The following is a 25,319-nucleotide window of genomic DNA, read 5'->3' as shown; positions in this document are numbered from 1 at the left end:
CTGGGTGCAGGTCAGATAAGCTCAGCAGACTTTATGCCTGTCACGGTGGTGTCACTATCTGACCTCAGACTGAGATTGGTGTAAGCCAGGTACCATTTTATAAATAGAGAATTTGCATGTCAGAAAAACAGCCTAAACAGAAGAATACTGCATTGATTTTTGCCGATATTCTTGCCGCCAGAATCTCCAGGCGACAGGCGCTCAAAGGCCTGGGACTTGGCGGCTCTGCGTTAATGCTGGCCGGGTGTGGAATACCAGGCGGTAATAATGTCGCTGGCAAGAATGATGTCGCCGCAGGCTCATTAACATTTAAGGAATTGCCCCACGGTTTGGATCCGCACCTGGCTGTGGCCCAGGGTTACAACGCGCAGGTACTGCTAAGCTGGGGTGATCCACTTTTCAGTGATGTACCAGAATTTGACCCTTATGCACAAACCCCTGATCGTCAGAGCAAACAATTTGGCTATAACAATGACTTTATTGGGTTTGTGCCGTTGCCACTAGGAAGTGATCATTCCGATCAGGGACTGTTGGTGGTTAATCATGAGTACACCCGTCCGAGTATGATGTACCCCGGGTCACCGGGGCGCCATCAACTGGATAAAGAAAAAAGCCTGAATGACATGATGGCCCATGGCCTGAGTGTGGTGGAAATTCGCAAAAAGGCCGATGGTCAGTGGCAGCCCGTGCTCGATTCGGCATATAACCGTCGTATTACACCTTTAACCGAAATGCAGATGACCGGCCCCGCTGCCGGTAGTTCCCGTCTTATTACTTCCGACAGCCCAGATGGGGTGCGCACATTGGGTACCTATGGCAACTGTGCCGGCGGTGTTACGCCCTGGGGCACAATCCTGACCGGCGAAGAAAACGTGGATTTTTACTTTGCAGGAGATTTCACCGATTCAGGCGAGCAGGAAAATTACCAGCGCTTTGGCATGAAAACTGAGCATCGAGGCAGTTGGTCACGGCATTTTGAACGCTGGGATATGCGCCAGACACCCGCAGAGCCATTGCATGTGGGCTGGGTAGTGGAAATTGACCCGTTTGACCCTCAATCTGTGCCAAAGAAGCGCACGGTACTGGGCCGCTATAAACACGAGGGAGCATACGTATTCATCAATCATGACGGCCATGTTGTGGCGTACAGTGGTGATGATGAACAGTTTGAATATCTGTATAAATTTATCAGCAAGGGTAAGTATCAGCAGGATAATCGCCGGGCCAACATGGATCTGCTGGATGATGGCACCCTTTATTGTGCGCGCTTTTCAGATGACGGCACGCTAACCTGGCTGCCCATGGTCTTTGGACAAGGCCCGCTGACTACTGAAAATGGCTTTAACAGTCAGGGCGATGTGTTGCTGGATTGTCGAAAAGCAGCGGATTTATTAGCCGCCACGCCCATGGACAGGCCAGAGGATGTGGAAGTAAATCCGGCCAATGGACAGGTTTATGTCATGTTAACCAATAACAGTCGGCGTACCGCGGCGCAGACAGACGGACCCAACCCCCGGGCGAAGAACCGCGATGGTCAGATTCTGGAGCTTATCCCCCCGGATGGCGATCATAGTGCCGAGCGGTTTAGCTGGGAGATGTTTTTGATTGCGGGTCGCAAAGGTGCACCGGGTACCCAGTACCACCCGGATATCAGTGAAAATGGCTGGCTGGCCAACCCGGATAACTGTGCGTTTGATAAGCTGGGAAATCTGTGGATAGCCACAGACGGTGCAGAGCAGCACCAGGTAGCCGATGGCATCTGGGCTTGTGAGGTAGAGGGGGAGCGCCGGGCACTGACCAAGCGCTTTTTACGCACACCGGTAGGTGCAGAATTGTGCGGGCCCTTTTTTACCCCTGACTCTGAGAATTTATTTTGTTCGGTGCAGCATCCCGGAGACAAAAGCAGTTTTGAGAAACCGACCACCCGCTGGCCCGATTATGACCCCAATATGCCACCAAGGCCCTCTGTGGTGGTGATAACAAAAGACGGCGGCGGTCGGGTAGGCAGTTAACAGGGACAATGATGAAAATTATACAGAAGGCCGTACCCACGAATATTATTACCGGCTTTTTGGGAGTGGGGAAGTCAACGGCAATACGTCATTTACTGACTACGAAACCCGAGGGTGAAACCTGGGCGGTGCTGGTGAATGAATTCGGTGAGGTGGGTATCGATGGCAGTCTGCTCAGAGAGAGTGGTGACAACAAGCAGTTATATATCAAGGAAGTGCCCGGGGGCTGCATGTGCTGCACGTCCGGTTTGCCAATGCAAATTGCACTCAATCTGTTGCTGGCACAAAGTCAGCCTGATCGGCTGCTCATTGAGCCCACCGGACTCGGCCATCCGCTGGAGATTTTACAAAGCTTAAGTGCAGCGCATTATCGAGGCGTTCTGGAACTGCGCCAGACACTGACGCTGGTTGATGCGCGAAAAGTATCAGATTCACGTTATACCGAACATCCCATTTTTCGCCAGCAGATTGAGGTCGCTGACTGCTTAGTTGCCAATAAAGCGGATGTTTGTACAGAGGGCGATTTTGCCTCTTTGGCACAGCTCGCTCAGGAACTGGGCTATCAGGGGGAAATTAACCGGGTGGTGCAGGGAGAGGTAAAACTCGACTGGTTAGTGCCTAAAGCACAGTTTCAGCAACGGCTGTTCGAAACTGCTCCAGCAGACGCAGAGCCAGCACAAGCACTACTGGAGACACTTCAGGCGCCAGCCCAGGGGGTCATTTGTCGTCAGCGCCAAAGTGATGGTTTTTACACTTTTGGTTGGATATTTTCCCTTGGTAGCTGCTTTGATTTTAACGGCGTGATGTCGTTTTTTATGGGATTAGATGTACAGCGTGTCAAAGCGATTTTGCTGACAGATAAGGGCTGGTATGTGTTTAATCAGGCCGATGGTGTGCTCAGTACAAATGCGCTTTCTGAAGGGCTTGATAGTCGTGTCGAATGCATCAGTGAACACGCCTGTGATGTTGACAGCCTTCAGGGGGCGCTGCAAAGTCTGATTAAGCCCCGAAGTATTTAGTGGAATTGCTATTTAAAGCTGTACAACGGGGGAAAAGCTGTTATTGTATATCCCGGCCTGCAGCGTCAGACCTGTTATTTACAACATAGTTATGCTTTAAGATCTATTGCTACATTTACCTCAAACGTTTTTGTCATTAAGTCTTTGCGTGTTGCCCAAATAATTAATCCGATTCGCAGGCATTATTACTCATCACATTACGTGGTGAGCGTTAGTTATATATATATGTTTTTTGGAGACTTAAATGTCAAAAACAACTGGTACCGTTAAGTGGTTTAACGAAGATAAAGGTTTTGGTTTCATTACTCCTGCTGACAGCAGCAAGGACGTGTTTGTACACTTCCGCGCTATCTCTGGTGAAGGATTCAAAACTCTGGTAGAAGGCCAATCTGTTTCTTTTGAAGTAGAACAAGGTCAAAAAGGTCCTCAGGCCGTTAACGTAGTACCCCAGTAAATTCTGACAGGCTTGTTTACAAGCCAAATGACGAATACGAAAAAAGCCGCTGATTTCAGCGGCTTTTTGTTTTTTCAGCCAACGCAACGTTTTTCCTCTCCCCGCTAACATGCTTCTGTCCTCCCCTTTTTTTGTTTTTGATGATAATGCGCCGTGTTTGCTGTTCTGTATTGACCTTTGGCTGGGTATTAAGGTTATATTATAACAAATTAACGGGTAGCGAGATGCAATGACAGCGGTAATCCAACTCGACAAGGTACAGTTTGCCTGGCAACAACAACCGGTTCTGAATATTCATCACTGGCAGGTTAATAAAGGGGAGAAAGTTTTCTTATATGGACCATCCGGCAGTGGTAAATCCACCTTATTGAATCTGCTGTGTGGCATTCTGGTGCCTCAGCGAGGTCACGTCAGGGTGTTATCTGAAGATCTGACCTGTCTTAAGCCGGGAGCGCGGGATCGCTTTCGTGCGCGACATATCGGGGTGATTTTTCAGCAGTTTAACCTGTTGCCTTACTTGTCCGTCCGACAGAATATCTTGCTGGCCGCCTACTTCGGTGGCAGCGCTCCGGGGGCAGGGCACCTTGAGCAGATTACCGCACAGCTTGAGCTGGATTCAGCGGTGCTGGCGCGACCCGCAGGCGAGTTAAGTGTGGGGCAGCAACAACGCGTTGCGGTTGCCAGGGCACTGCTCAATCACCCGGAAATTATTATTGCCGATGAGCCAACCTCTGCACTGGACACTGAACTGCGCGATCAATTCGTTGATTTGTTATTGCAGTGTTGTGAAAAAAATCAGGCCACAGTGGTGTTTGTCAGTCATGACAAAACCCTGGCAGGGCACTTTGACCAACAGCAAAGCTTGTTGCAACTGAGTCAACATGACGAGGTGGCAACATGTTAATCAGTCTCGCAAAGGCCAGTTTATTCAGTCGCAGGTTGACGGTGCTGCTGACGGTTATCTCTATTGCTGTCAGCACCTTTATTATTCTGGGTGTGGACCACCTTAAAAATGAGATGAAAACCAGCTTTAGCCGCACAGTATCCGGTGTCGATTTGATCGTAGGCGCCAGAACAGGTCCCACCAATCTATTGCTGTATTCCGTGTTTCGTATTGGCAATCCGACCAACAATATTTCCTGGAGCAGTTATCAGCAATTGAAAACTTCTCCTGAAGTAGCATGGACAGTGCCGATTTCTCTGGGGGATTCTCACAAGGGATACCGGGTAATGGGCACCACCGCTGAGTATTTTGAGCATTTTAAATATGGTCAGTCACAGCCGCTTAAACTTCAACGTGGTGGCGTGTTTGAAACGACAATGCAGGCGGTGGTAGGGGCTGAGGTAGCCGCACGACTTGGCTATAAGGTGGGTGACGAAATTGTTATTTCTCATGGCACCGGTGATGTCAGTTTTACCCATCATGATGCGCATCCGTTCACTGTCTCCGGCATTCTTGCGGCGACCGGCACGCCAGTTGATCAGACTGTGCATGTGTCACTGGGCGCTATTGAAGCGATACATCAACAGCCAGCGAGGCCGTCCTTAACGCGTGGGTTGTCATCTAAACCGGCACCTGAGGAACATCAACATGATCATGGACCGTCTCATGACCATGATCACGACCACGATCAGCATGACACTGCACCGTCTCAGACGAACCACTCTGGTGAGCATGAAGAGCTGGAACCGGAATCTGTCAGTGCGGTACTGGTAGGATTAACGTCACGGATTGGTGTGCTGACGTTTCAGCGTAAAGTGAACCAGTACGAGCAGGAAGCGCTGCTGGGAATCATTCCCGGAGTGGCATTATCGCAGTTGTGGCAGATGATGGGGATGGTCGAGCGGGCGTTAGCGTTGATTGCCCTGCTGGTGCTGATTGCCAGCATGTTGGGGATGACGACGATGCTGTTGGCTTCAATGCGTGAGCGGGAAAGAGAGATTGCGGTGTTGCGCGCTATTGGGGCTCACGCCAGTTTTGTGGTGCTGATCATTGAGCTTGAGGCGATCTTGATTGCCCTGTCCGGGGCCGTGCTGGGATACCTTGTGTTGGCGGCCGTGCTGGTCGGTCTGGATGGTTGGCTTGTCAGTCAGTATGGGTTGTTTATCAGTGCCTTACCGTTTTCCCTTTCTACGCTTGGGTATCTGGGGTTAATCGTGTTACTGGCCGCCGTATTGGCCCTGATTCCAGCATGGCTGTCCTATCGCCGGGCCCTTGTCCGGGGGTTAAGCGTCAGTGCCTGAGCGAGTTAACTGAGCAGCGCGTCGATATCCAGGATGCCGCAGGCACTTTCCGCCAGTGCCTGCTGTCTTTCTGTCTCGTTAAGGATCCCTACCAGTGGTGTGCTGCGTCTGAGCTTTCGCATGCGCGGACTGTCTTCGAGCAAGGTGCGATACATAAGAGCAGGATCACGATCAATCTGCTCCAATGCGCAATACCAGGTCAGATAGGCACCATGTCGCAGTCGGCCGGATTGTTTGCGTTGTTCCAGCGTCGAGATGACCTGCTCAAGTAATGCAGGTTGCTTGACCAGCTTATCCAGCATGGCCTTGTGCAAAACAAGAATCTGGCGATCGATATTCTTGTCTTTAATACCGCTTTTACGAATCTGATAGGGTCTTCGTGAATGGCTTGGCATGATAAAACACTTGTGACGTCAGAGTTTATGGTTTATCGGAGCAGAGGACGAAGCATGGTCTCCAGACCATTAACTTTAACCTCATGGATGAGCGCCAGCTGTTCTCCTAGTCTTCCCTCAGGAAAGCCTTTACTGGCAAACCAGACCAGATAGGGCTCCGGCAACTCAAGCAGTTTACGGCCCGCATATTTGCCAAAGGGCATGGTCTGATTTATGGCATCAAGCAGGTCACGGCTTTGCATCATGGCTGCTCCTCACTCTCGTTGCGCTGCTGTCGCTGATGCTGCTGAGCATGCCATAAGCGGGCGTAGTAGCCATTTTGCATAAGCAGTGACTGATGATCTCCTTGCTCCACTATTTTGCCATCGCTCATCACCAGAATATTGTCTGCATCTATTACGGTGGATAACCGGTGCGCGATCACCAGACTGGTATGGCCGCTGGATACAGCTTTAAAAGCATCGAGAATGGCACGTTCTGACTGACTGTCGAGAGAGGAGGTGGCTTCGTCAAACAACAATATGGGTGGGCGTTTTAGGATTACCCGGGCAATGGCAACACGCTGCTTCTCTCCGCCAGAGAGTTTCAGGCCGCGCTCACCAACCAGGGTCTGATGTCCTTCGGGTAAAGAGGCAATAAAATGATCCAGGTGTGCCATGTTAATCGCCTCAAGCACCTCCTGTTCACTGGCATCGGGCCGCGCGTAACGTATATTTTCGAAAATGCTGTCATTAAACAGCACGGTGTCCTGAGGGACGATACCAATGGCCTGCCTGAGCGAATGTTGTGACACCATTTTGATATTTTGATTGTCGATGCGTATCTGCCCTTCGTTGGGATCGTAGAAGCGAAACAGCAATTTTATCAGGGTGGACTTGCCGGCGCCGGATTCCCCTACAATGGCGACTTTCTGTCCTGAGCGAACGGTAAAGCTGATATCTTTAAGAATGGTGCGATCAGAACGGTAGCCAAAGTGCACATGCTCAAAGCGAATTTCGGCATCTGTAACCTTGAGTTTTGGGGCATTTTCAACATCATCAATGCCAGGGTGTTTGTCCATCAGCTTAAACAGGTTTTCGATATTGGCCAGTGCCCCCCGAATTTCACGATACACAAAGCCGAGAAAGTTAAGGGGCATAAAAATCTGCATAGTGAAGGCGTTAATGAGTACGAAGTCACCGATTGTCATGGTGCCATTGGCCACGCCGTTTGCTGCCATTAACATCATGGCGGTCATGGCACTGGCGATGACAAAAGCCTGACCACCGTTTAACACGAATAACGACAGGCGATTCTTGCGTCTGGCCTGCTCCCACCCGGCTAAGTCCTGATCATAACGCCGGGCTTCGTACGCCTCATTATTGAAGTATTTAACGGTTTCATAGTTGAGTAAGCTGTCAATGGCTCGGGAATTGGTGGATGAGTCAGCCTGATTGACTTCGCGGACATATTGAGTACGCCAGTGTGTGGCTTTTACCGAAAAACCGACATAGAAAATGACCGCGCTTAGGATGATCACCGCGAAACTGACGCCATAATGATAAAACAGCAGGCCCACTACCATGCCTATTTCCAGCAACGTGGGCACAATGTTAAACACCATAAAACGCATCAAAAAGCCGATGCCCGTGGTGCCACGTTCAATGTCACGGGAGAGTCCGCCGGTCTGGCGGTTGAGGTGGAAGTCGAGATCAAGCCGATGCAAATGCTGGAATACCTGCAGGCCAATCCTGCGCATGGCCCGCTCTGTGACGCGGCCAAACAGGGTGTCGCGAATTTCACCAAACAACACATTGAACAACCGTAGCAGGCCATAGGCCAGGATCAGCATTAACGGCACGGCCAGAATGGCGTCTGCGGTACGCTCCAGGTTAAGGTCATCGACCACATGTTTGAGCACGAATGGCATACCGACACTGGCCAGTTTTGCCCCGACCAGACACAACAGGGCGAGGGCAATTCGGCCTTTGAATTCGCGAAGATAGGGCAATAATTGCCAGATAACGGACCAGGGAACGGGTTGATCAGGATCGACGGGGAATTTGTTACGACGCATACAAACCGCTGATTGGCTGGGGCACTACACCACTTCCTGCAAAAACGACTTTACCCTGAGGTAACGTTGTTCCTGCTCTTCGTTAAGGGCGCCATTCTCGATGGTGCTGATACAGCGTTTGACGACGGTATTGGCACTTTCGGAAATGCCCTGCTCTTTGGCTTTCATGACAATGGCCTGCAGTAGATTCAGTGCAATGGACGCATTCTTTGGCATCAGTGTGTAGGCCTGGCGGAAGCTGCGCATGGCATTATCGAGTTCACCCGTCTGATAGTATTCCACGGCGCTGTTGTTGAGTTCTTTGGGAGTTTGTTTAATCGTGGCTTTTTCTTTCTTCTCTTGCTTTATGTAACGCAGGAAAAGTTCGCCTTGCTCAGGGTGACGCTGACACCGCTGCTCTATCTCATCCAGTACCTGCAGGCTTTTTTCATGCATACCCAGTGCGTGAAAGACTTTGGCTTTATCCAACAGATCTTCAAAGTCATCGGTTTCAAGGGAGTCTGAACTGAGTTGTTCGACTAAGGCCCGTGCTTTTTCTTTCTCATCCTGAATATAGAGCAGCCTGGCGTTGATCACTTTCATCTGTTCTTGTAACTCGGCCTTTGGGAAGGCCACTTTGAACTGGCGAATGTAATCGTTAGCTTGCTTTAACAGGTTGGCGGTGTCTTTGTCGTCGGCGGTCATGGCGTAATCAATGCCGGCCCTGGCCACATTGATATAATTCTGCGGTTTATCATGAATGGAGTGCTTGGCAAACTTGACGATACGCTTGGCGGCTTCAAACTGGATTTCGTAATCATGAGTCAGCCGCGATAGTGCAATGGCAGCATTGTGACGACGCAAATTTCGCGGTGAAATCTCAGCAGCCATCAGCACCGTCTCCAGGGCCGACTCGAAGTCTTCTTGTTTCACGTTAAGACCGTAGAGGAGATCATAAGCCATTAGCTGAGAATCGGGCTTGAAGGCCAGTTGTAGAATCAATTTCTCTGCCTCGTCATCTTCATCAAGCTTGATCAAGGCATTCACCAGGCCCAACTGCGCCCAGGTAAAGGGTTGCACGTTGATGATGGCTCGATAAAATTCTCTGGCTTGCTCATTCATGCCACAGGCGAGTAACAGCTCGCCTTTAGTTTTTAATGCCAGTGGGAAAAACTCTGCATTGGCGGGCGTCATCAGAAATTCTTCGACTTCATCCAGTGCCTGATTCAGCTCATCTTTTTCCATCAACTGATAGACCTTACGCAAAGCACGCTTACGCTTGAGTACCCGACTCAGGCGTTTATCGAGGTCTTTGACGCTGAATGGTTTGGCGAGAAAGTCATCAGGCTGCAATTCGATAATGCTGTGGACTAATTCAGAGCTGGTATCGGCACTGATAAATACAAATGCTGTGCTTAAGGGGAGGGCATTGGTGCTTTTTAACTGGTCGTAGAGGTAGTAGCCATCCTGATCTTTTTTCAGGTTGTAAGAGCAGATAATCAGATCAAAGTGGTCTTCTTCAACATATTTAAGGGCACTGGTGGCTTTATCGGCATAAATCACGTTTCGCAGACCCAGCTCATCCAGTGCATATTTCATATATCCCTGTGCCAGAGCCTGATCATCAACGATCAATACCTTACATGATGAAGCCAGTTTCGCGTCCATAACTCGTCTAAAAATCACAATGCTTTAGCTAGTTTATCGTAGATTGCGCCGGGGAAATAAGGAAAAAGACGAAATTAGCCGCGAATTAGCTGTTTTTCAGGGTAGATGAATGGTTGAAGTCGGCATTACATGGGGATTCTGAGCTGTGTGAAAACCGGTATTTAGTCGGCAATGAAAAGAGCGTATGACCCTGTATGGAGTTTATGCACGGTGTAACTAAAGAGAACGGGCGGTGCCGGCACCGAAGAACGCATCGAGTCTAATTAGGTAATATACAGGAAGTGGTGGATGGTACTGGGTTCGAACCAGTGACCCCCGCCTTGTAAGGGCGGTGCTCTCCCAGCTGAGCTAACCATCCAGGGAAAGAATCGTTTTTAACATTACGGCACTTACGGGATGCTACTGTTTTGTCGTCAGTAGCCTTTGTTGTAATGAAAGTGACCATTGTAGGCAATATTCACTTTTTGTATCACAACAAGCCCGGAGATTGGTGGATGGTACTGGGTTCGAACCAGTGACCCCCGCCTTGTAAGGGCGGTGCTCTCCCAGCTGAGCTAACCATCCGTCCGTAGCGTTATCTTGCGTTGTTATCCTCGGCAAGTGGAGGCGTATTATAGGGAGGCAGTGAAAGCTGTCAACTCTATTTTTAAAAATAACGACCAAGTGGGTAAAAAGCACACAAGGCGACTAAAAAGCATGCTCTTGTTGTCCTGTATTGCGGCGGGTAAGGCTGGTAAAATGCGTCAGCAGTACAACAAATATTATTAATCAGGAATGAACAAACAATGACAGTGGTTACCCGTTTCGCACCCAGCCCAACCGGCTATCTTCATGTAGGCGGTGCAAGAACAGCACTCTATTCATGGCTTTATGCAAAAAGCCAGGGCGGAAAATTCGTTCTGAGAATTGAAGACACAGATATAGAGCGTTCTACTCAGGCTGCCATTGATGCCATCCTCGAGGGAATGGAATGGCTGGGTTTGTGTTGGGACGAGGGGCCTTATTATCAAACCAAGCGTTTTGACCGTTACAAGGAAGTCATCCAGAAGTTACTGGACGAAGGTAAAGCGTACAAATGCTATTGCTCCAAGGAGCGACTGGAAAAACTTCGTGAAGCTCAGATGGAGCAAGGACTGAAGCCTAAGTACGATGGTAAGTGTCGTGATGCTGCGGAGCAGGCGGGTGACTATGTTATTCGCTTTAAAAATCCGCAGCAGGGGAGTGTGGTGATTGAAGATCATATCCGCGGCCGCATCGAAATCAGTAACAATGAGCTGGATGATCTCATCATACAGCGTACCGATGGTACACCCACCTATAACTTTTGCGTTGTGGTGGATGATTGGGATATGGGGATATCCCATGTAGTACGTGGTGAAGATCACATCAATAATACCCCCAGACAAATAAATATTCTTAAGGCTCTGGACGCTCCTATTCCTGAATATGCCCATGTGTCGATGATTTTAGGGGACGATGGTAAGAAGCTGTCAAAACGTCATGGTGCTGTCGGTGTGATGCAATACCGTGATGACGGCTTTTTGCCCCAGGCGCTGCTCAACTATCTGGTGAGGCTGGGTTGGTCACACGGTGATCAGGAAATCTTTAGTGTTGAAGAAATGATTGAACATTTCAGTCTGGATGATATTGGTCAATCGGCGTCGGCCTTTAATACCGAAAAGCTCATCTGGCTTAATCAGCATTATATAAAGTCACTGCCTGCAACAGAGGTGGCCAAGCATGCACAGTGGCATTTCCAGCAACAGGGCATTGATACCAGCACGGGGCCGGCACTGGAAAAGGTGATAGCGATTCAAGCGGATCGTATTAAAACCCTCAAAGAATTGGCTGAGGTGAGTCGCTATTTCTATGAGGACTTTGAAGCGTTTGATGACAAGGCGGCTAAAAAACACTTGCGTCCGGTGGCAAGAGAAGCTCTGGAAACGGTAAAAACCAAGCTGCTATCCATTGAGACATGGTCACCAGAGATGTTGCATCAGGCCATCAATGAAACGGCTGAAGAACTCGGCGTCGGGATGGGCAAAGTAGGTATGCCATTGAGGGTGGCGGTCACCGGTTCTGGTAACTCACCTTCTTTAGATATCACCTTGAATTTGTTGACTATTGAGCAAGTTGAACAGCGTTTAGACAAAGCGCTCAATTATATAGCAAACAGAGAAAATTCTTAAAAAAAGCGTTGACATAAAAAGGGGGGGTGCCTAGAATGCGCCCCGCTGTCACACAACGGCAATGTCGGGGCTATAGCTCAGCTGGGAGAGCGCTTGCATGGCATGCAAGAGGTCGGCGGTTCGATCCCGCCTAGCTCCACCAAGATTTAATATTTTGCTCTGGCAGAATATGACAGTCCTTGTCCCCTTCGTCTAGAGGCCTAGGACACCGCCCTTTCACGGCGGTAACAGGGGTTCGAATCCCCTAGGGGACGCCATATTGCAGACTGACTAATTCGGGTGCGGTTCAAAAGCCAGCCCTGGGTTGTCTGCCAACGAGGCTTGTTGTTCACAAGCACGTTGTAAAATAACGTTGAAAGTCCTTGTCCCCTTCGTCTAGAGGCCTAGGACACCGCCCTTTCACGGCGGTAACAGGGGTTCGAATCCCCTAGGGGACGCCATATTCCAGAGCTGAGTGTGAGTATCGATTTAGGTTGCTCACTCGGGGCCAGCCCCGTCAGTCGTGTAATATCGGGGCTATAGCTCAGCTGGGAGAGCGCTTGCATGGCATGCAAGAGGTCGGCGGTTCGATCCCGCCTAGCTCCACCAAGATTTAATATTTTGCTTTGGCAAAATATGACAGTCCTTGTCCCCTTCGTCTAGAGGCCTAGGACACCGCCCTTTCACGGCGGTAACAGGGGTTCGAATCCCCTAGGGGACGCCATATTGAAAAGCCTGTTCAGAAATGAACAGGCTTTTTTATTTTCTGATTCTCTGATTATATTGCATTGACTTCAGTGCACCTCTTCTTGGTTTGCTCTATTTCTATTTTTATCAAAAAGTTATCTAAAATGGAGTTTGACTGTTAAGCTGATTAATGAGTCATTGTCATAGTGTCGTGACCCATTGATCTTCTGTAAGCGTATAGGGAGGTACAGACTGTGACAGAAAAGCAGAGCCTTATAATGTCCCACTTGTCCCCGAAAACGACGAATCCGTTGCAATTTGCGGTGATGCGTAGCGAGCAAAAATTCTATGAGCTTATAGAAAGCCTGCCTATGGTCGCGGTACAGGGGTACAATAAAAAACGACAGGTTATCTATTGGAATGAAGCCAGCCGCAGACTCTATGGTTACACTCGCGAAGAAGCCCAAGGTAAGCTGCTTGAAGATCTAATTATTCCTGATTTTATGCGCCAGGATGTCATCAGAGCCCATTTTAACTGGGTGGACAAAGGCATCAGTATTCCTGCAGAAGAAATTGAGTTACAACATAAAGACGGCCACCTGGTACCGGTTTATTCCAGTCACGTGATGATTAAGCAGGAAAGTGGTGACTGTGAAATGTTTTGTATTGATATCAGCTTACAAGAGCAGAAAAAGGCGCGCGAAGCGCTGCGCAAAATGGCCAGTTTCGACGACCTTACCCAGTTACCCAATCGTCGTATGATGGAAGCAGAGTTGGCTTCAAGGCTGGCCGAATGCAGACGCTTTAAGCGAGAGCTGGCCGTGGTGTTTATTGATCTGGATAACTTTAAGCTGATTAACGACACTCTGGGTCACCATTTTGGTGATCAGCTGTTAAAAGCCGTTGCTGAGGCGATGAGGGCTGAGATTCGTGATTGTGATTTACTGACTCGCTTTGGTGGCGATGAATTTGTCCTGTTACTGCCGGAATTCGATGGGGTCGAGGGCATTCATGAGCTGCTCCAACGTCTGATCAATGCACTGGAAGGTGGATTTGAATTGGACGGGGATTGTTATCAGGTTACCGCAAGTTTCGGCGTCAGTTTGTTTCCCGAAGACGGCACCAATGTTACAGAGCTAATGGGAAATGCCGATGCTGCGATGTATCAGGCAAAAGAAAAGGGCAAAAACAGCGTTTGTTTTTATACCTCAGATATCAATGACCGCCTGGTTGCCTATCAAGGCATCACAGCGATGTTACGTCGCGCTATCGCCAATGACCAATTGCATTTGCATTACCAGCCACAAATCGATTTGATGAGTGGCACCATGCAGTCCTGCGAAGCGTTGTTGCGTTGCTTTAATGATCAGGCCGAGCCTGTGTCGCCAGCCGTATTTATTCCTGTTGCGGAAAAGTCAGGTCTGATCAACCGGATTGGGGATTGGGTACTTGAAGCCGCCTGTAAACAGCTCAAAGCCTGGCAGGGGACATCACTTGCAAACACGCGGGTTGATATTAACCTCTCGGGCCGCCAGCTGATTAATCCCCACCTTGCCGATCACATCCTGAAAACGCTTGATGATTATGACCTAAAGCCGAATCAATTGGGTCTGGAGCTGACAGAGAATGAGGTTATTGGTGGTGATGAAGTACAGATTGGCCAGTTGGAAAAGCTAAAGCAATCTGGCGTGCATATCTCCATCGACGATTTCGGAACCGGATATTCTTCACTGGTGTATTTGCGTAGATTGCCTGTGTGCAGTCTGAAGATAGACAGGGGGTTTTTACATCATGCTATGGAGAATGATGGTGATATGGCCATCATGCAAGCCATGATTACGGTGGGTCATCAGCTAGGGCTGAGCGTTGTGGTCGAAGGCGTTGAGACGGATGAGCAACATCAGCTGGTCAAAAACTTAGGCTGTGACTTAGCTCAGGGGTTTCTTTACGCCAGACCGATGCCGGCAAATAAGATGCCGGCATATATTCAGACACATTGTACGGACTCGTAAGATTGTACTCAGGGTACCGTAACAATCTTACACCCATTGGTTGCACCTTCGGTTTCCATTTCGTCACCATAGGTCATGATAAACTGGTCACCGGATTGCACCAGGCCAAGATCAGATAAACAGTCAATGACGCTTTGCTTCAGGCTGCCCGGGGGACATTGGGTGGAATCGAAATAGACCGGTTTAACGCCACGGTATAAGGCCATTACATTTAGCGAGCTTTGGTGGCGGGACAGGCCATAAATAGGCAGTGAACTGGTAATACGGGACATCAGTCTGGCAGTACCGCCACTTTCTGTTAGTGCCACAATGGCTTTGATGGTGGACAGGTGATTGGCGGCATAAACGGCTGACAGCGCTGTGGTTTCGCTGATTGAGGTAAAGTGCTCGTCCATGCGGTGCTTAGAAATCTGTACACTGGGATGGGTTTCTGCCCCTTCGCATACCCTGGCCATGGCTTTTACTGTTTCCACGGGATATTGCCCTGCAGCGGTTTCCGCAGAGAGCATCACCGCATCGGTACCATCGAGTACCGCATTGGCCACATCCATCACTTCGGCCCGCGTTGGCATCGGGCTGGAGATCATCGACTCCATCATCTGTGTGGCGGTAATGACGACTTTGTTGAGCTGACGTGAACGGGAAATGAGCTTTTTCTGCACGCCAACAAGCTCAGCATCACCAATTTCCACACCCAAATCGCCGCGTGCCACCATGACCGCGTCACTGGCAGAGATCACATCGTCCATGGCTTCATCGGTGGCCACTGCTTCGGCCCGCTCTACTTTTGCGCAGATTTTGGCGTTGCACCCGGCTGCTTCTGCCAACTGTCTGGCATAACGAAGATCATCACCATTACGAGGAAAGGAAACGGCCAGATAATCGACTTCCATCGCGGCGGCTGTTTTTATGTCCTGCTTGTCTTTGTCTGTCAGTGCCTCAGCAGACAAACCTCCACCCAGACGATTAATGCCTTTGTTATTAGACAGTTTCCCGCCTACGGTGACACGGGTTTTGACCTGATTGCCATCGACACTGGTGACTTGCAGTTGAATGCGACCGTCATCTAACAACAAAATATCCCCGGCACTGACATCCGCGGGAAGCGCTTTATAGTCAATTCCTACCGCGTGCTGATCACCGCTGTTGCTGTCCATATCGGCATCAAGGGTAAAACTGTCATCTACGGCCAACTCGATAGCGCCGTTTTTGAATTTGGCAACGCGGATCTTAGGTCCTTGCAGATCACCCAGGATAGCCACATATTTTCCCAGCTTTTGCGCGACTTTGCGCACTTTCCTGGCTCGTTCAATATGATCTTCAGCCGTGCCGTGAGAAAAGTTCATTCTGACCACATTGGTGCCCGCAGCAATAACCGCTTCTATGGCTTGCTCAGTATCTGTGGATGGTCCCAGCGTTGCGACGATTTTGGTTCTTCTTAGCATGTGCGATGTCTCTCTTGTCACAGTTCACGGAATATCAGCTTCCGATTAGAGTACAGGAAGGATACATTGTTTTGTAATTTTATTACAAAATTCTAGCTAAAAAGGCGAAGGATGTGAAATATTTTAACGAAAAGAAAATCGAAACCGTCAGCAAGGCGCTGCGGCTTCAGTATACCGGCAGCCCGATTTTGCGCTGGCCTGACCCCTGACGTCAGGATTTTCTGTCATAGCGGGATTCACGCAGGGTATCTTTAACCCGTTTCAGGTTTTCACGGAATTTCGTGCCCCGACGCAGGGTGAAGCCGGTGGCAAGTACGTCGATTAGTGTCAGCTGTGCAATGCGAGAGGCCATTGGCATGTACATATCGGTGTCCTCAGGCACATCCAGTGAGATAACCAAAGAACATTCTTTCGCCAGCGGACTGTCTTTTGAGGTAATGCCAATCACGGTGGCGTCATTGCCTCTGGCAATCTGCGCAATCTCAACCAGACTCTTGGTACGGCCAGTATGCGATATGAGGACGACCACATCTTCCTCACAACTGTTCATGCAACTCATGCGCTGCATCAGAATGTCATCAAAGTAGATCACTGGCACATTAAAGCGGAAAAACTTATTCAGTGCATCGTGGGCAACGGACGCGGATGCCCCCAATCCGAAAAAGGAAATCTTTTGTGCCTGAGTGAGCAGATCGACGACCCGGTTAATGATATTGATATCGAGTGACTGGCGCGCCACTTCTAGAGACGCCATGGTCGATTCGAAAATCTTTTTGGTGTATTCCTGTGGGCCGTCAGACTCCTCCACATGCCGATTCACATAGGGAGTACCGTTTGCCAGGCTCTGGGCCAGGTGCAGTTTAAAGTCCGGAAAACCTTTGGTATCCAGGCGACGGCAAAAGCGGTTTACAGTAGGCTCGCTGACATTGGATTGTTTGGCTAAGGTAGCAATGCTCGAATGAATGGCTGTCTGCGGATCGGCGAGAATGACTTCCGCCACTTTGCGCTCAGATTTACTGAAAACCGCCTGACTCTGGGTAATTTTTTCTAAAATGTTCATAGTAATGACAGCTTCTACTTATAATGTGTAAATCAGTATCTGTAATTTTTTAACAGATCCTAGGACAGTTTACCCGCAAATTCGGCAGATTTTTTTCATTGCAGAGAAAAAATCCGGGGTAATCTTGTAATTTTATTACATTTAATGTTAACTAATAGCAAGTTTACCAAGTCAGCCGAGCGTTATTTAGTAAATTTACCGCGTTTTGGTAATTATTTTCGAATTTTTTTATTCAGGTTGAAACTTATGGCGTTGGAAAATACCGTTGAAGCATGTGACTTCGTTCTTTTTGGCACCAAGGGCGATCTCGCTCGCCGCAAATTGCTTCCCTCATTGTATCAATTGGAAAGAGCCGGGCTGATTGACCCGCAAACACGGATTATCGGTGTTGCCCGTAACCAGATGGATTGCGAAGAGTATGTTCAGCTGGTGAAAGAGAACCTGCAGACATTTATGTCTGATGAGCTGGACGAGACTGTCTGGAAACGTTTTTCAGCAAAACTCGATTATCTCTGTGTGGACATGAAAGATCACGGTGCCTACGCGGTCTTTAAAGAGCATGTCGACTCGGACCGCACCATGGTCTGCTATCTGGCTACGCCACCGTCTATCTATGGGGATATCTGTAAAGGGTTGCATCAGGCAGGCGTGATTGACCCCTCCGTGCGGGTCGTGCTGGAGAAACCTATTGGTCATGACCTGGCGTCATCCAAAGTGATCAATGAGCAGGTGGCGACTTACTTCCAGGAAAATCAAATTTATCGCATTGACCATTATCTGGGTAAAGAAACGGTTCTGAACCTGATTGCCCTGCGCTTTGCCAACTCTATTTTTGCCACAAACTGGGATCACAACTGTATTGATCATGTACAAATCAGTGTGGCGGAGTCGGTGGGTATTGAAGGTCGCTGGGGCTATTTTGATGAAGCCGGTCAGATGCGCGATATGGTGCAGAATCACTTATTGCAAATCTTAAGCCTCATCGCCATGGAGCCGCCAACCACGCTGGATGCTGATGCCATACGTGATGAAAAGCTAAAAGTATTGAAGGCATTGCGTCCCATCAACAGTTCCAATGTGTCTGAAAAAACTGTACGGGGTCAATATTCTTCGGGCTTTGTGCGGGGGCAGGAAGTGCCTGGTTATCTGGAAGAGCCGGATGCCAATCAAAAAAGTGAAACCGAGAGTTTTGTGGCACTGAAAGTCGAACTGGACAACTGGCGTTGGGCGGGGGTGCCTTTTTATCTGCGCACCGGTAAGCGTATGCCCACCAAGGTGAGTGAAATCGTGATTTATTTTAAATCACAGCCCCACAACCTGTTTAAAGACAGCTTTGCCACTTTACCACCGAATAAACTTACCATTCGACTGCAACCTGATGAGGCGGTGGAAGTGACGGTAATGAATAAGGTGCCGGGCCTAACCGGGGCAAGTTCAATGAACCTGCAGAAGACCAAGCTGGATCTGAGCTTCTCGGAAACCTTCAGTGATGAACGTATTGCCGATGCCTATGAGAAGTTGTTGCTGGAGGTCATGCTGGGTAATCAGGCGCTGTTTGTACGCCGTGATGAAATTGAACAGGCCTGGACCTGGGTTGATGGCATCATCGACGCCTGGAAAAACAGTAATGAGCCACCCGAGCCATACCAGGCTGGCACCTGGGGACCGGTTGCATCCATTGCACTATTGGCCCGGGACGGTCGTGCCTGGTATGAAAGCAAAGTGGGCAGGAAGGCAAAATGAAACAGAATCTCTTTAGCAGTGCACAAGCACTGAACAAAAGCTTTGCAGAGCGCATCGTTAACTTACTGGAGCAGGGCATTGAAGCGCATGGTCGCGCCAGCCTGATTGTATCAGGAGGACGCACCCCTCAGGCTCTGTTTGCACAATTGAGTGAGGCAGAACTGGACTGGGAAAACGTGGTCATCAGTCTCGCCGATGAGCGTTGGGTGGATACCGATGATGACGCCAGCAACGAAAAAATGGTGCGTGCACATTTGCTTAAGAACAAGGCTGAGAAAGCCACGTTTATCGGGCTGAAAAACGCCGCAGCGGAGGCGTCTGAGGGTGTTGCCAGCTGTATTAACCGTCTCAGTCAGATCCCGACACCCTTTGATGTGGTGATACTGGGGATGGGCGAAGATGGCCATACGGCGTCACTATTTCCCTGCTCAGAACAAATTCAGCAGGGACTCGATATGAACAACCCTGATGCCTATCTTGCTGTGAAGCCAACCACAGCGCCGAACTGGCGTATGTCATTGTCGCTGTCGGCTTTACTCAACAGCCGACAGGTGTTTTTGCATTTACAGGGCGACAAAAAGAAAGCGGTGCTGGATCAGGCGCTGGCCGGTACCGATCCATTTGAGATGCCGATACGAGCCGTATTAGATAATACGGACGTTGAGTTGATGTGGGCACCGTAAAAAAATAGGAGAATTCCATGAATCCGATTATCCAGAACGTGACCGACAGGATTATCAAGCGCAGCGAAAAGACCCGCGAGCAGTATCTGCAGAAAATTGACAAAGCACGTCGGGAAGGGCCTCACAGAGGGGCACTGTCATGCGGTAACCTGGCTCATGGTTTTGCTGCCTGTAATCAGAATGACAAATCGTCTCTGCGTAGCATGACGAAAGCCAATCTGGCCATTGTGTCGGCATACAATGACATGCTATCCGCGCACCAGCCCTATGAAACTTACCCTCAGCTGATTAAGCAAGCTGTACATGAAGTGGGTAGCGTGGCGCAATTTGCCGGTGGTGTGCCGGCCATGTGTGACGGCGTGACGCAGGGTAATCCGGGTATGGATCTGAGTCTGATGAGCCGTGATGTCATCGCTCAGGCGGCGGCCGTGGGGCTGTCTCATAATATGTTTGATGGCGCGCTGATGTTGGGGATCTGTGACAAAATTGTGCCAGGGCTACTTCTGGGCGCGCTCAGTTTTGGTCATCTGCCTACGGTATTTGTCCCCGCCGGCCCCATGCCTTCTGGCATTCCCAATAAAGAAAAAGCCAGAGTTCGCCAGGCATACGCAGAAGGTAAGGCCAGCCGTGAAGATTTGCTCGAAGCGGAATCAAACTCTTATCACTCTGCCGGTACCTGTACTTTTTACGGCACCGCCAACAGTAATCAGCTGGTCGTTGAAATCATGGGGCTACACCTGCCAGGCTCCTCTTTTGTGAATCCGGGTACGCCGCTGCGTGATGCATTGACAAAAGCCGCTGCGGTGCAGGCAACGCGTCTGACCGATCTGGGTGATAACTATATGCCGATTGGTCATATTGTGGATGCCAAAGCCGTGGTAAATGGTCTGGTCGGGCTGCTGGCGACAGGAGGCTCTACCAACCACACGATGCACCTGGTGGCAGTGGCGCGAGCGGCCGGTTATCTGATTAACTGGGATGATTTTTCTGATATTTCCAATGCGGTTCCGCTGATGACTCGCATTTATCCCAATGGATCAGCCGATATTAATCACTTTACCGCAGCGGGCGGCACATCACTGTTAATTCGCGAGCTGTTAGACGCCGGGTTGCTACATGAAGATGTCAATACCATTTGTGGTAAAGGCCTGCGTCGTTATACCCAGGAGCCGGTTCTGGAAGAGGGCAAGCTTGTATGGCGCGATGGCCCTACAGCGTCGTTGGATCCTGAGGTGCTGGCCACCGTCAAAGCACCGTTTAAACCCAATGGCGGCCTCAGTGTGCTCAAAGGTAATTTGGGGCGTGCGGTCATAAAGACATCGGCACTGCGCGAAAAGAAAACCTATATCAAAGCCCCTGCTGTGGTGTTTGAAGACCAGTTTGACCTTAACCGTGCCTTTAAAGCGGGTGAATTGGACAAAGACTGCATTGTTGTGGTGCGTTTTCAGGGGCCCAAGGCCATCGGTATGCCGGAGCTGCATAGTCTGACTCCGCCACTGGGTGTGTTGCAGGATCGTGGATATAAGGTGGCACTGGTCACCGACGGACGTATGTCTGGTGCTTCCGGTAAAGTCCCCGCGGCGATTCACGTGACGCCCGAAGCCTATGACGGCGGGTTGTTGGCTAAAGTCCACAATGGCGATCTGATTGAACTGGATGCCGATAGCGGCGAAATCAATCTGTTGGTGGATGAGCAGGAGCTGGCTCAGCGTGAAAACCAGCCGGCTGATATCGAACATCACCTACAGGGTATGGGGCGAGAGTTGTTTGCCGGTATGCGCAACAACCTTACCGGGGCAGAGCAGGGGGCCTGTTCGTTGTTTGCAAAACAGGAGCAGGCACTGTGAACGCAAGCTTTGTAGCCGATGTCGGCGGAACTAATATTCGTCTGGCCAAAGTCGTGGACGGCCAGTTATGCGATGTGCAGAAGTTTTTGTGTAACGACTTTGACAGCATCAATGATGCTATTGAACACTATTTTTCCAAGCACCCGGATAGCCAGTTTGAGGCCGGTTGTATTGCCATCGCATGTCCGGTAGACAAAGACATTATCAAGATGACCAATCACCACTGGCAGTTTTCCAAGCGCCAATTGCAACAGGATTTGGGACTGAGTTGGCTGGATGTGATCAATGATTACACGGCGATTTCCATGTCTCTGCCTGAGCTCAGTGACGAGCAGAAGCTGCAAATCGGTGGTGGTGCCGCGGTGGAAAATCAGCCCATTGCGGTGTTTGGTCCGGGTACCGGCCTGGGCGTTGGACACCTTGTTATGGGACCCCAAGGCTGGATCAGTCTGGACGGTGAGGGTGGCCATGTGGATTTTGCTCCGGCAGATAATATGGATGTGGTGGTATGGCAGTACCTGCGCAATAAATATGGTCATGCGTCGGCGGAAGAGGTCTTGTCGGGGCGTGGACTGGTGCAGATATATCAGGCCATCGCCGAACATCAGGGGCGCTTTGCGGATTTAACGGAACCGTCAGATATCACCGAGAGAGCGCTGAGTAATCGTTGTGATCTTTGCGTGGCCACCTTGCATCAGTTTTGCCGGGTGATGGGCAGTTTTGCCGGTAACCTGGCCCTCAATCTCGGCACCTTCGGCGGGGTATATATTGCCGGTGGCATCGCTTCGCGTTTTTCGGATTTTCTGGTGCAGAGTGAATTCCGTACCCGCTTCGAAGCCAAAGGCCGGTTCGCATCATATGTGGCTGGTATCCCTACTTACCTCATCACTGAGCCGGAACATGGCTTGATTGGCACTGCAGCCTATCTGACGCAGCATTATAAAGGTTAATTTCATGAATAAAGACTGGATGATTTCTTCTGAGCAACTCTTCAATCAGGGACCTGTGGTGCCGGTATTGGTAATAAAAGAGGTTGCCCATGCGGTGCCACTGGCCGAAGCGCTGATAAAAGGCGGCATTCGGGTGTTGGAGGTGACGCTGCGCACGCCGGCAGCCTTGGATGTGATCCGTGAGATTGCTGATAAAGTCCCTGAGGCACTTATCGGTGCGGGAACGGTAACAAATGCAGCTCAGCTGCGGGAAGTGGCAGAAGCCGGCGCCAAGTTTGCTATCAGCCCGGGGTTGACTACCGAATTGCTTGAAGCAGGTAACGAGGCCAATATTGCACTGATCCCAGGCGTTTCCTCTATTTCAGAATTGATGAAAGGACGGGATTTGGGTTATACCCATTTTAAGTTCTTCCCGGCCGAAGCGTCCGGGGGCATCAAGGCCCTTAAGTCCATTGGCGGGCCATTCCCCGATGTGGTGTTCTGCCCCACAGGAGGCATCTCTGCCAATAATTATCTGGACTACCTGGCGCTGCCTAATGTGCGCTGCGTAGGCGGCTCATGGCTGGCACCGGATGATGTGGTGGCGGCCGGAGACTGGAGCAAAATAACCGAACTGGCGAGCCAGGCGGTAAAAGGTGCGGCCACGGTCTCTGACTAGTTACCAGGGCGCTTTGGGCGCCATCTACTTTTGAGTAAAGGGCATCGTCGCTTGTGATGCCCCGTTTCCAGATAGGTTCTTTTACCCTCTATTCACTTACTAAAAGAAACAGGCGATAACCGCGTTTTCGTGTCACCGCAGGTGCGCACCAGGCTTGTTACCCTGTTTTCTCTTCCCACCCGGTATGCTCGCAGTGGCAGTGTTAACTGGCATGCGTCAAAACAGCAAGGAGCTGGCGCCGCTGATTGGCGTTGCGGCGCCTCTCTTAGGGGCTATTTAATGACCTGGGTCAAATGATGACTGTGTCCGGGCGCTATGACAATCCCCTGGGTGATAGCCGTCTCGATACACAGCATGTGCTGATACTCGTTATCTGGCATGTCTGTGATGGCTTGGGCCTTTTCCAGACCCGGATTCCAGACTACGATACTATCGTGGCCAGAAGAGCCCACAGGAGTCTGGTGGCTGGGCTCTTTTAGCACCACCTCACCGGTTTGGCATAAATGAATACGATCGGTTTCTGCATCGATAGTATAGGGGGAAGGGGTGTTCTGACGACGGTTTTGTTGCAGCTTATCGATGTATTCTCCCTCCAGCCCCATAAGCTCAACCTGCTCGATGTCATTGACACGAAAATAAGTGTGCAGTGCCGCGCATAGGGTAAAGGATTGTTCACCGGTGTTCTCAGTCACCAGCGTGACGCTGAGCGCGTCACCGACTTCAATGATAAGGGATACGCCGGCCTGTCCTTCGAAACCCGGCGCGGCGGTGAATTCTGGTTGCAGGACCAGGCGAGTGTTTTTTACATTCTCGTCAATCTGAATAACCTGCCATAGTTGGGTTCTTAAGTACCCATGGGCAGGGAGATCAGGTTGTGAATGTGCTGCAAACCAGGGCCAGCACACCGGTATACCACCACGGATGGCCTTGCTGCCATCCATGACCGCCTCTGAACTGAGCCACAGGCGTTCACGTTTATCCGTGTTGGGCACGTAGCTGAGGATATGTCCACCAAATAAGGATAACCGGAGGCTGGCGGCGGGATGGGCTACAGTGATCAGGGGCATGCCCTGTGCCGAGATATGCTGGGTAACATGAGTGGAAAGTTTCACTGATTTCTCCTTTAACCTGAATGTCAGACAGGTCATAACAAAAAAGCGGCCACTGGCCGCTTTCGTGATACAGCTGCGGGTACTACAAGCTTAGCCAGTACTGGGCATTGTCCAACATCCGGTTGCTAAAGCCCCATTCATTATCATACCAGGACATCACTTTAACCAGATTGCCCTGCACTTTAGTCTGCGTGGCATCGAAGATAGAAGAATAGGGTACATGGTTAAAGTCTACAGACACCAGTGGCAAGGTGTTCACTTGCAGCACTTCATTCATTGGAGACTGCGCTGCGGCATCGGCAATGATTTTATTCACTTCCTCTACACTGGTCTCACGTTCGGTGACAATGTTGAGATCCACAACAGAGACATTGATCACCGGCACCCTGACCGCCATACCGTCTACTCTGCCATTTAATTCCGGCACGACCAGTCCAACTGCAGCGGCGGCACCGGTCTTGGTGGGGATCATTGACATGGCTGCGGCGCGGGCACGGCGTACGTCTGTGTGGTAAACATCACTTAAACGCTGATCATTAGTGTAAGCATGGATGGTGGTCATCAGGGCGTTCTGTATACCCAGTGCGTCATGCAGAGGTTTGGCGATTGGCGCCAGACAGTTGGTGGTGCACGACGCGTTGGAGATAACCGTCATGTCAGCATTGAGCACATCATGATTGACACCATATACCACGGTGGCATCGACTTCTTTGCCTGGGGCAGAAATAATGACTTTTCTGGCACCAGCCTGGATATGCATTTCAGCATCGGCTTTTTTGGTGAACAATCCGGTGCACTCAAAAACAACGTCTATACCCAGCTCTTTCCATGGCAAATCAGCGGGATTACGTTCGCTGAAGGTAAGAATTTTGTCATCATTGATATAAATGGCCTGATCATCATGATTAACCTTAGCCGCGAAGCGTCCATGAGCGGTATCATATTTAATCAGGTGGGCGTTAATCGCCGCGTCGCCAAGATCATTGATGGCGACAATTTGCAGGTCGTAGTTTTTCTCTGCTTCGTAGAGGGCGCGTAATACGTTACGGCCTATACGTCCAAACCCGTTGATAGCGACTTTAATTGTCATTTGGACTCCTTATTTGTGTTTATGTGAAAATAAATTA

The 25,319-nt window shown here is 50.0% G+C and carries 20 protein-coding genes and 7 tRNA genes; 17 read left to right on the top strand and 10 right to left on the bottom strand.

Going from position 1 to position 25,319, the window contains the following annotated elements; genetic code table 11:
* Window positions 1–116: 116 nt before the first annotated feature.
* The 5 genes from CCY32_RS11150 to CCY32_RS11130 all read left to right on the top strand — a co-directional run bounded on the left by CCY32_RS11150 (window position 117) and on the right by CCY32_RS11130 (window position 5,729).
* Window positions 117–2,012: a PhoX family phosphatase gene (locus CCY32_RS11150; protein ID WP_088330720.1), complete on the top strand. Its 1,896-nt coding sequence runs from the start codon at window positions 117–119 to the stop codon at window positions 2,010–2,012.
* Between the two features lie 11 nt (window positions 2,013–2,023).
* Window positions 2,024–3,031, top strand: coding sequence for a GTP-binding protein (locus CCY32_RS11145; RefSeq protein ID WP_246840600.1), 1,008 nt, complete (start codon window positions 2,024–2,026; stop codon window positions 3,029–3,031).
* A 244-nt stretch (window positions 3,032–3,275) separates the two neighbouring features.
* Complete coding sequence (locus CCY32_RS11140; protein WP_088330718.1) at window positions 3,276–3,485, top strand: cold-shock protein; 210 nt, start codon at window positions 3,276–3,278, stop codon at window positions 3,483–3,485.
* 229 nt (window positions 3,486–3,714) lie between these two features.
* Complete coding sequence (locus CCY32_RS11135; protein ID WP_088330716.1) at window positions 3,715–4,389, top strand: ABC transporter ATP-binding protein; 675 nt, start codon at window positions 3,715–3,717, stop codon at window positions 4,387–4,389.
* Window positions 4,383–5,729, top strand: coding sequence for an ABC transporter permease (locus CCY32_RS11130; protein WP_088330714.1), 1,347 nt, complete (start codon window positions 4,383–4,385; stop codon window positions 5,727–5,729). The genes CCY32_RS11135 and CCY32_RS11130 overlap by 7 nt, the downstream gene beginning before the upstream one ends.
* A 5-nt stretch (window positions 5,730–5,734) precedes the next feature.
* On the opposite strand, the gene CCY32_RS11125 is transcribed toward CCY32_RS11130, so the two are convergent.
* The 6 genes from CCY32_RS11125 to CCY32_RS11100 all read right to left on the bottom strand — a co-directional run bounded on the left by CCY32_RS11125 (window position 5,735) and on the right by CCY32_RS11100 (window position 10,391).
* On the bottom strand, window positions 5,735–6,124 hold the full coding sequence (locus CCY32_RS11125) for a hypothetical protein (protein ID WP_088330712.1): 390 nt from the start codon (window positions 6,122–6,124) through the stop codon (window positions 5,735–5,737).
* Between the two features lie 32 nt (window positions 6,125–6,156).
* Window positions 6,157–6,366: a DUF3820 family protein gene (locus CCY32_RS11120; protein ID WP_088331040.1), complete on the bottom strand. Its 210-nt coding sequence runs from the start codon at window positions 6,364–6,366 to the stop codon at window positions 6,157–6,159.
* Window positions 6,366–8,180 carry an ABC transporter ATP-binding protein/permease gene (locus CCY32_RS11115; protein WP_088330710.1) on the bottom strand — a complete coding sequence of 605 codons (1,815 nt, stop codon included), beginning with the start codon at window positions 8,178–8,180 and terminating at the stop codon, window positions 6,366–6,368. Before CCY32_RS11115 ends, CCY32_RS11120 begins: the two co-directional genes overlap by 1 nt.
* A gap of 24 nt (window positions 8,181–8,204) precedes the next feature.
* Window positions 8,205–9,827 (bottom strand): response regulator, encoded by a 1,623-nt coding sequence (locus CCY32_RS11110; RefSeq protein WP_088330708.1) that lies wholly within the window; start codon window positions 9,825–9,827, stop codon window positions 8,205–8,207.
* Between the two features lie 282 nt (window positions 9,828–10,109).
* Window positions 10,110–10,185: transfer RNA gene (locus tag CCY32_RS11105), tRNA-Val, on the bottom strand.
* A 130-nt stretch (window positions 10,186–10,315) separates the two neighbouring features.
* Window positions 10,316–10,391: transfer RNA gene (locus tag CCY32_RS11100), tRNA-Val, on the bottom strand.
* 221 nt (window positions 10,392–10,612) lie between these two features.
* Here CCY32_RS11100 and gltX point away from each other — a divergent pair.
* The 7 genes from gltX (at window position 10,613) to CCY32_RS11065 (ending at window position 14,694) form a co-directional block, all read left to right on the top strand.
* Window positions 10,613–12,016 (top strand): glutamate--tRNA ligase, encoded by a 1,404-nt coding sequence (gene gltX / locus CCY32_RS11095; RefSeq protein WP_088330706.1) that lies wholly within the window; start codon window positions 10,613–10,615, stop codon window positions 12,014–12,016.
* A 66-nt stretch (window positions 12,017–12,082) separates the two neighbouring features.
* Window positions 12,083–12,158: transfer RNA gene (locus CCY32_RS11090), tRNA-Ala, on the top strand.
* 39 nt (window positions 12,159–12,197) lie between these two features.
* A tRNA-Glu gene (locus CCY32_RS11085) sits at window positions 12,198–12,273 on the top strand.
* Between the two features lie 107 nt (window positions 12,274–12,380).
* Window positions 12,381–12,456: transfer RNA gene (locus tag CCY32_RS11080), tRNA-Glu, on the top strand.
* A 72-nt stretch (window positions 12,457–12,528) separates the two neighbouring features.
* Window positions 12,529–12,604: transfer RNA gene (locus CCY32_RS11075), tRNA-Ala, on the top strand.
* Window positions 12,605–12,643: 39 nt separating this feature from the next.
* Window positions 12,644–12,719 (top strand) — tRNA-Glu (locus tag CCY32_RS11070).
* A 241-nt stretch (window positions 12,720–12,960) separates the two neighbouring features.
* A complete protein-coding gene (locus CCY32_RS11065) occupies window positions 12,961–14,694 on the top strand; it encodes a GGDEF domain-containing phosphodiesterase (protein WP_246840599.1) in 1,734 nt (577 codons plus the stop codon).
* An 8-nt stretch (window positions 14,695–14,702) separates the two neighbouring features.
* On the opposite strand, the gene pyk is transcribed toward CCY32_RS11065, so the two are convergent.
* Window positions 14,703–16,139: a pyruvate kinase gene (gene pyk, locus CCY32_RS11060; protein ID WP_088330704.1), complete on the bottom strand. Its 1,437-nt coding sequence runs from the start codon at window positions 16,137–16,139 to the stop codon at window positions 14,703–14,705.
* A gap of 211 nt (window positions 16,140–16,350) precedes the next feature.
* On the bottom strand, window positions 16,351–17,199 hold the full coding sequence (locus CCY32_RS11055) for a MurR/RpiR family transcriptional regulator (protein WP_088330702.1): 849 nt from the start codon (window positions 17,197–17,199) through the stop codon (window positions 16,351–16,353).
* Between the two features lie 246 nt (window positions 17,200–17,445).
* On the opposite strand from CCY32_RS11055, the gene zwf reads away from it, so the two are divergent.
* Genes zwf through CCY32_RS11030 form a run of 5 tightly spaced genes read left to right on the top strand, consistent with a single transcriptional unit; the run spans window position 17,446 to window position 23,080 of the window.
* Window positions 17,446–18,942 (top strand): glucose-6-phosphate dehydrogenase, encoded by a 1,497-nt coding sequence (gene zwf, locus CCY32_RS11050; protein WP_088331036.1) that lies wholly within the window; start codon window positions 17,446–17,448, stop codon window positions 18,940–18,942.
* Complete coding sequence (gene pgl, locus CCY32_RS11045; protein ID WP_088330701.1) at window positions 18,939–19,625, top strand: 6-phosphogluconolactonase; 687 nt, start codon at window positions 18,939–18,941, stop codon at window positions 19,623–19,625. The genes zwf and pgl overlap by 4 nt, the downstream gene beginning before the upstream one ends.
* A gap of 17 nt (window positions 19,626–19,642) precedes the next feature.
* Window positions 19,643–21,472, top strand: a complete 1,830-nt coding sequence (gene edd, locus CCY32_RS11040) for a phosphogluconate dehydratase (RefSeq protein WP_088330700.1) — start codon at window positions 19,643–19,645, stop codon at window positions 21,470–21,472.
* Window positions 21,469–22,422 carry a glucokinase gene (locus CCY32_RS11035; protein ID WP_088330698.1) on the top strand — a complete coding sequence of 318 codons (954 nt, stop codon included), beginning with the start codon at window positions 21,469–21,471 and terminating at the stop codon, window positions 22,420–22,422. Before edd ends, CCY32_RS11035 begins: the two co-directional genes overlap by 4 nt.
* A gap of 4 nt (window positions 22,423–22,426) precedes the next feature.
* Complete coding sequence (locus tag CCY32_RS11030) at window positions 22,427–23,080, top strand: bifunctional 4-hydroxy-2-oxoglutarate aldolase/2-dehydro-3-deoxy-phosphogluconate aldolase (protein ID WP_088330697.1); 654 nt, start codon at window positions 22,427–22,429, stop codon at window positions 23,078–23,080.
* Between the two features lie 272 nt (window positions 23,081–23,352).
* Here the strand turns inward: CCY32_RS11030 and CCY32_RS11025 are convergent, their stop codons facing one another.
* Both CCY32_RS11025 and gap read right to left on the bottom strand, forming a co-directional pair.
* Window positions 23,353–24,192 carry a D-hexose-6-phosphate mutarotase gene (locus CCY32_RS11025; RefSeq protein ID WP_168171494.1) on the bottom strand — a complete coding sequence of 280 codons (840 nt, stop codon included), beginning with the start codon at window positions 24,190–24,192 and terminating at the stop codon, window positions 23,353–23,355.
* Window positions 24,193–24,274: 82 nt separating this feature from the next.
* The gene (gene gap / locus CCY32_RS11020) at window positions 24,275–25,282 is read right to left on the bottom strand and encodes a type I glyceraldehyde-3-phosphate dehydrogenase (protein WP_088330695.1); all 1,008 of its coding nucleotides are present in this window, start codon (window positions 25,280–25,282) and stop codon (window positions 24,275–24,277) included.
* Window positions 25,283–25,319: the final 37 nt, after the last annotated feature.

Origin of the sequence: Lacimicrobium sp. SS2-24, assembly GCF_002201535.1 — a bacterium.
Lineage (GTDB): Bacteria > Pseudomonadota > Gammaproteobacteria > Enterobacterales > Alteromonadaceae > Lacimicrobium.
This window is presented reverse-complemented; position numbering and strand designations above follow the sequence as displayed.

Coding starts and splice junctions, on each gene's coding strand:
- CCY32_RS11150 (WP_088330720.1), top strand. CDS start 117: ATGTCAGAAAAACAGCCTAAACAGAAGAATACTGCATTGATTTTTGCC.
- CCY32_RS11145 (WP_246840600.1), top strand. CDS start 2,024: ATGAAAATTATACAGAAGGCCGTACCCACGAATATTATTACCGGCTTT.
- CCY32_RS11140 (WP_088330718.1), top strand. CDS start 3,276: ATGTCAAAAACAACTGGTACCGTTAAGTGGTTTAACGAAGATAAAGGT.
- CCY32_RS11135 (WP_088330716.1), top strand. CDS start 3,715: ATGACAGCGGTAATCCAACTCGACAAGGTACAGTTTGCCTGGCAACAA.
- CCY32_RS11130 (WP_088330714.1), top strand. CDS start 4,383: ATGTTAATCAGTCTCGCAAAGGCCAGTTTATTCAGTCGCAGGTTGACG.
- CCY32_RS11125 (WP_088330712.1), bottom strand. CDS start 6,124: ATGCCAAGCCATTCACGAAGACCCTATCAGATTCGTAAAAGCGGTATT.
- CCY32_RS11120 (WP_088331040.1), bottom strand. CDS start 6,366: ATGCAAAGCCGTGACCTGCTTGATGCCATAAATCAGACCATGCCCTTT.
- CCY32_RS11115 (WP_088330710.1), bottom strand. CDS start 8,180: ATGCGTCGTAACAAATTCCCCGTCGATCCTGATCAACCCGTTCCCTGG.
- CCY32_RS11110 (WP_088330708.1), bottom strand. CDS start 9,827: ATGGACGCGAAACTGGCTTCATCATGTAAGGTATTGATCGTTGATGAT.
- gltX (WP_088330706.1), top strand. CDS start 10,613: ATGACAGTGGTTACCCGTTTCGCACCCAGCCCAACCGGCTATCTTCAT.
- CCY32_RS11065 (WP_246840599.1), top strand. CDS start 12,961: ATGTCCCACTTGTCCCCGAAAACGACGAATCCGTTGCAATTTGCGGTG.
- pyk (WP_088330704.1), bottom strand. CDS start 16,139: ATGCTAAGAAGAACCAAAATCGTCGCAACGCTGGGACCATCCACAGAT.
- CCY32_RS11055 (WP_088330702.1), bottom strand. CDS start 17,199: ATGAACATTTTAGAAAAAATTACCCAGAGTCAGGCGGTTTTCAGTAAA.
- zwf (WP_088331036.1), top strand. CDS start 17,446: ATGGCGTTGGAAAATACCGTTGAAGCATGTGACTTCGTTCTTTTTGGC.
- pgl (WP_088330701.1), top strand. CDS start 18,939: ATGAAACAGAATCTCTTTAGCAGTGCACAAGCACTGAACAAAAGCTTT.
- edd (WP_088330700.1), top strand. CDS start 19,643: ATGAATCCGATTATCCAGAACGTGACCGACAGGATTATCAAGCGCAGC.
- CCY32_RS11030 (WP_088330697.1), top strand. CDS start 22,427: ATGAATAAAGACTGGATGATTTCTTCTGAGCAACTCTTCAATCAGGGA.
- gap (WP_088330695.1), bottom strand. CDS start 25,282: ATGACAATTAAAGTCGCTATCAACGGGTTTGGACGTATAGGCCGTAAC.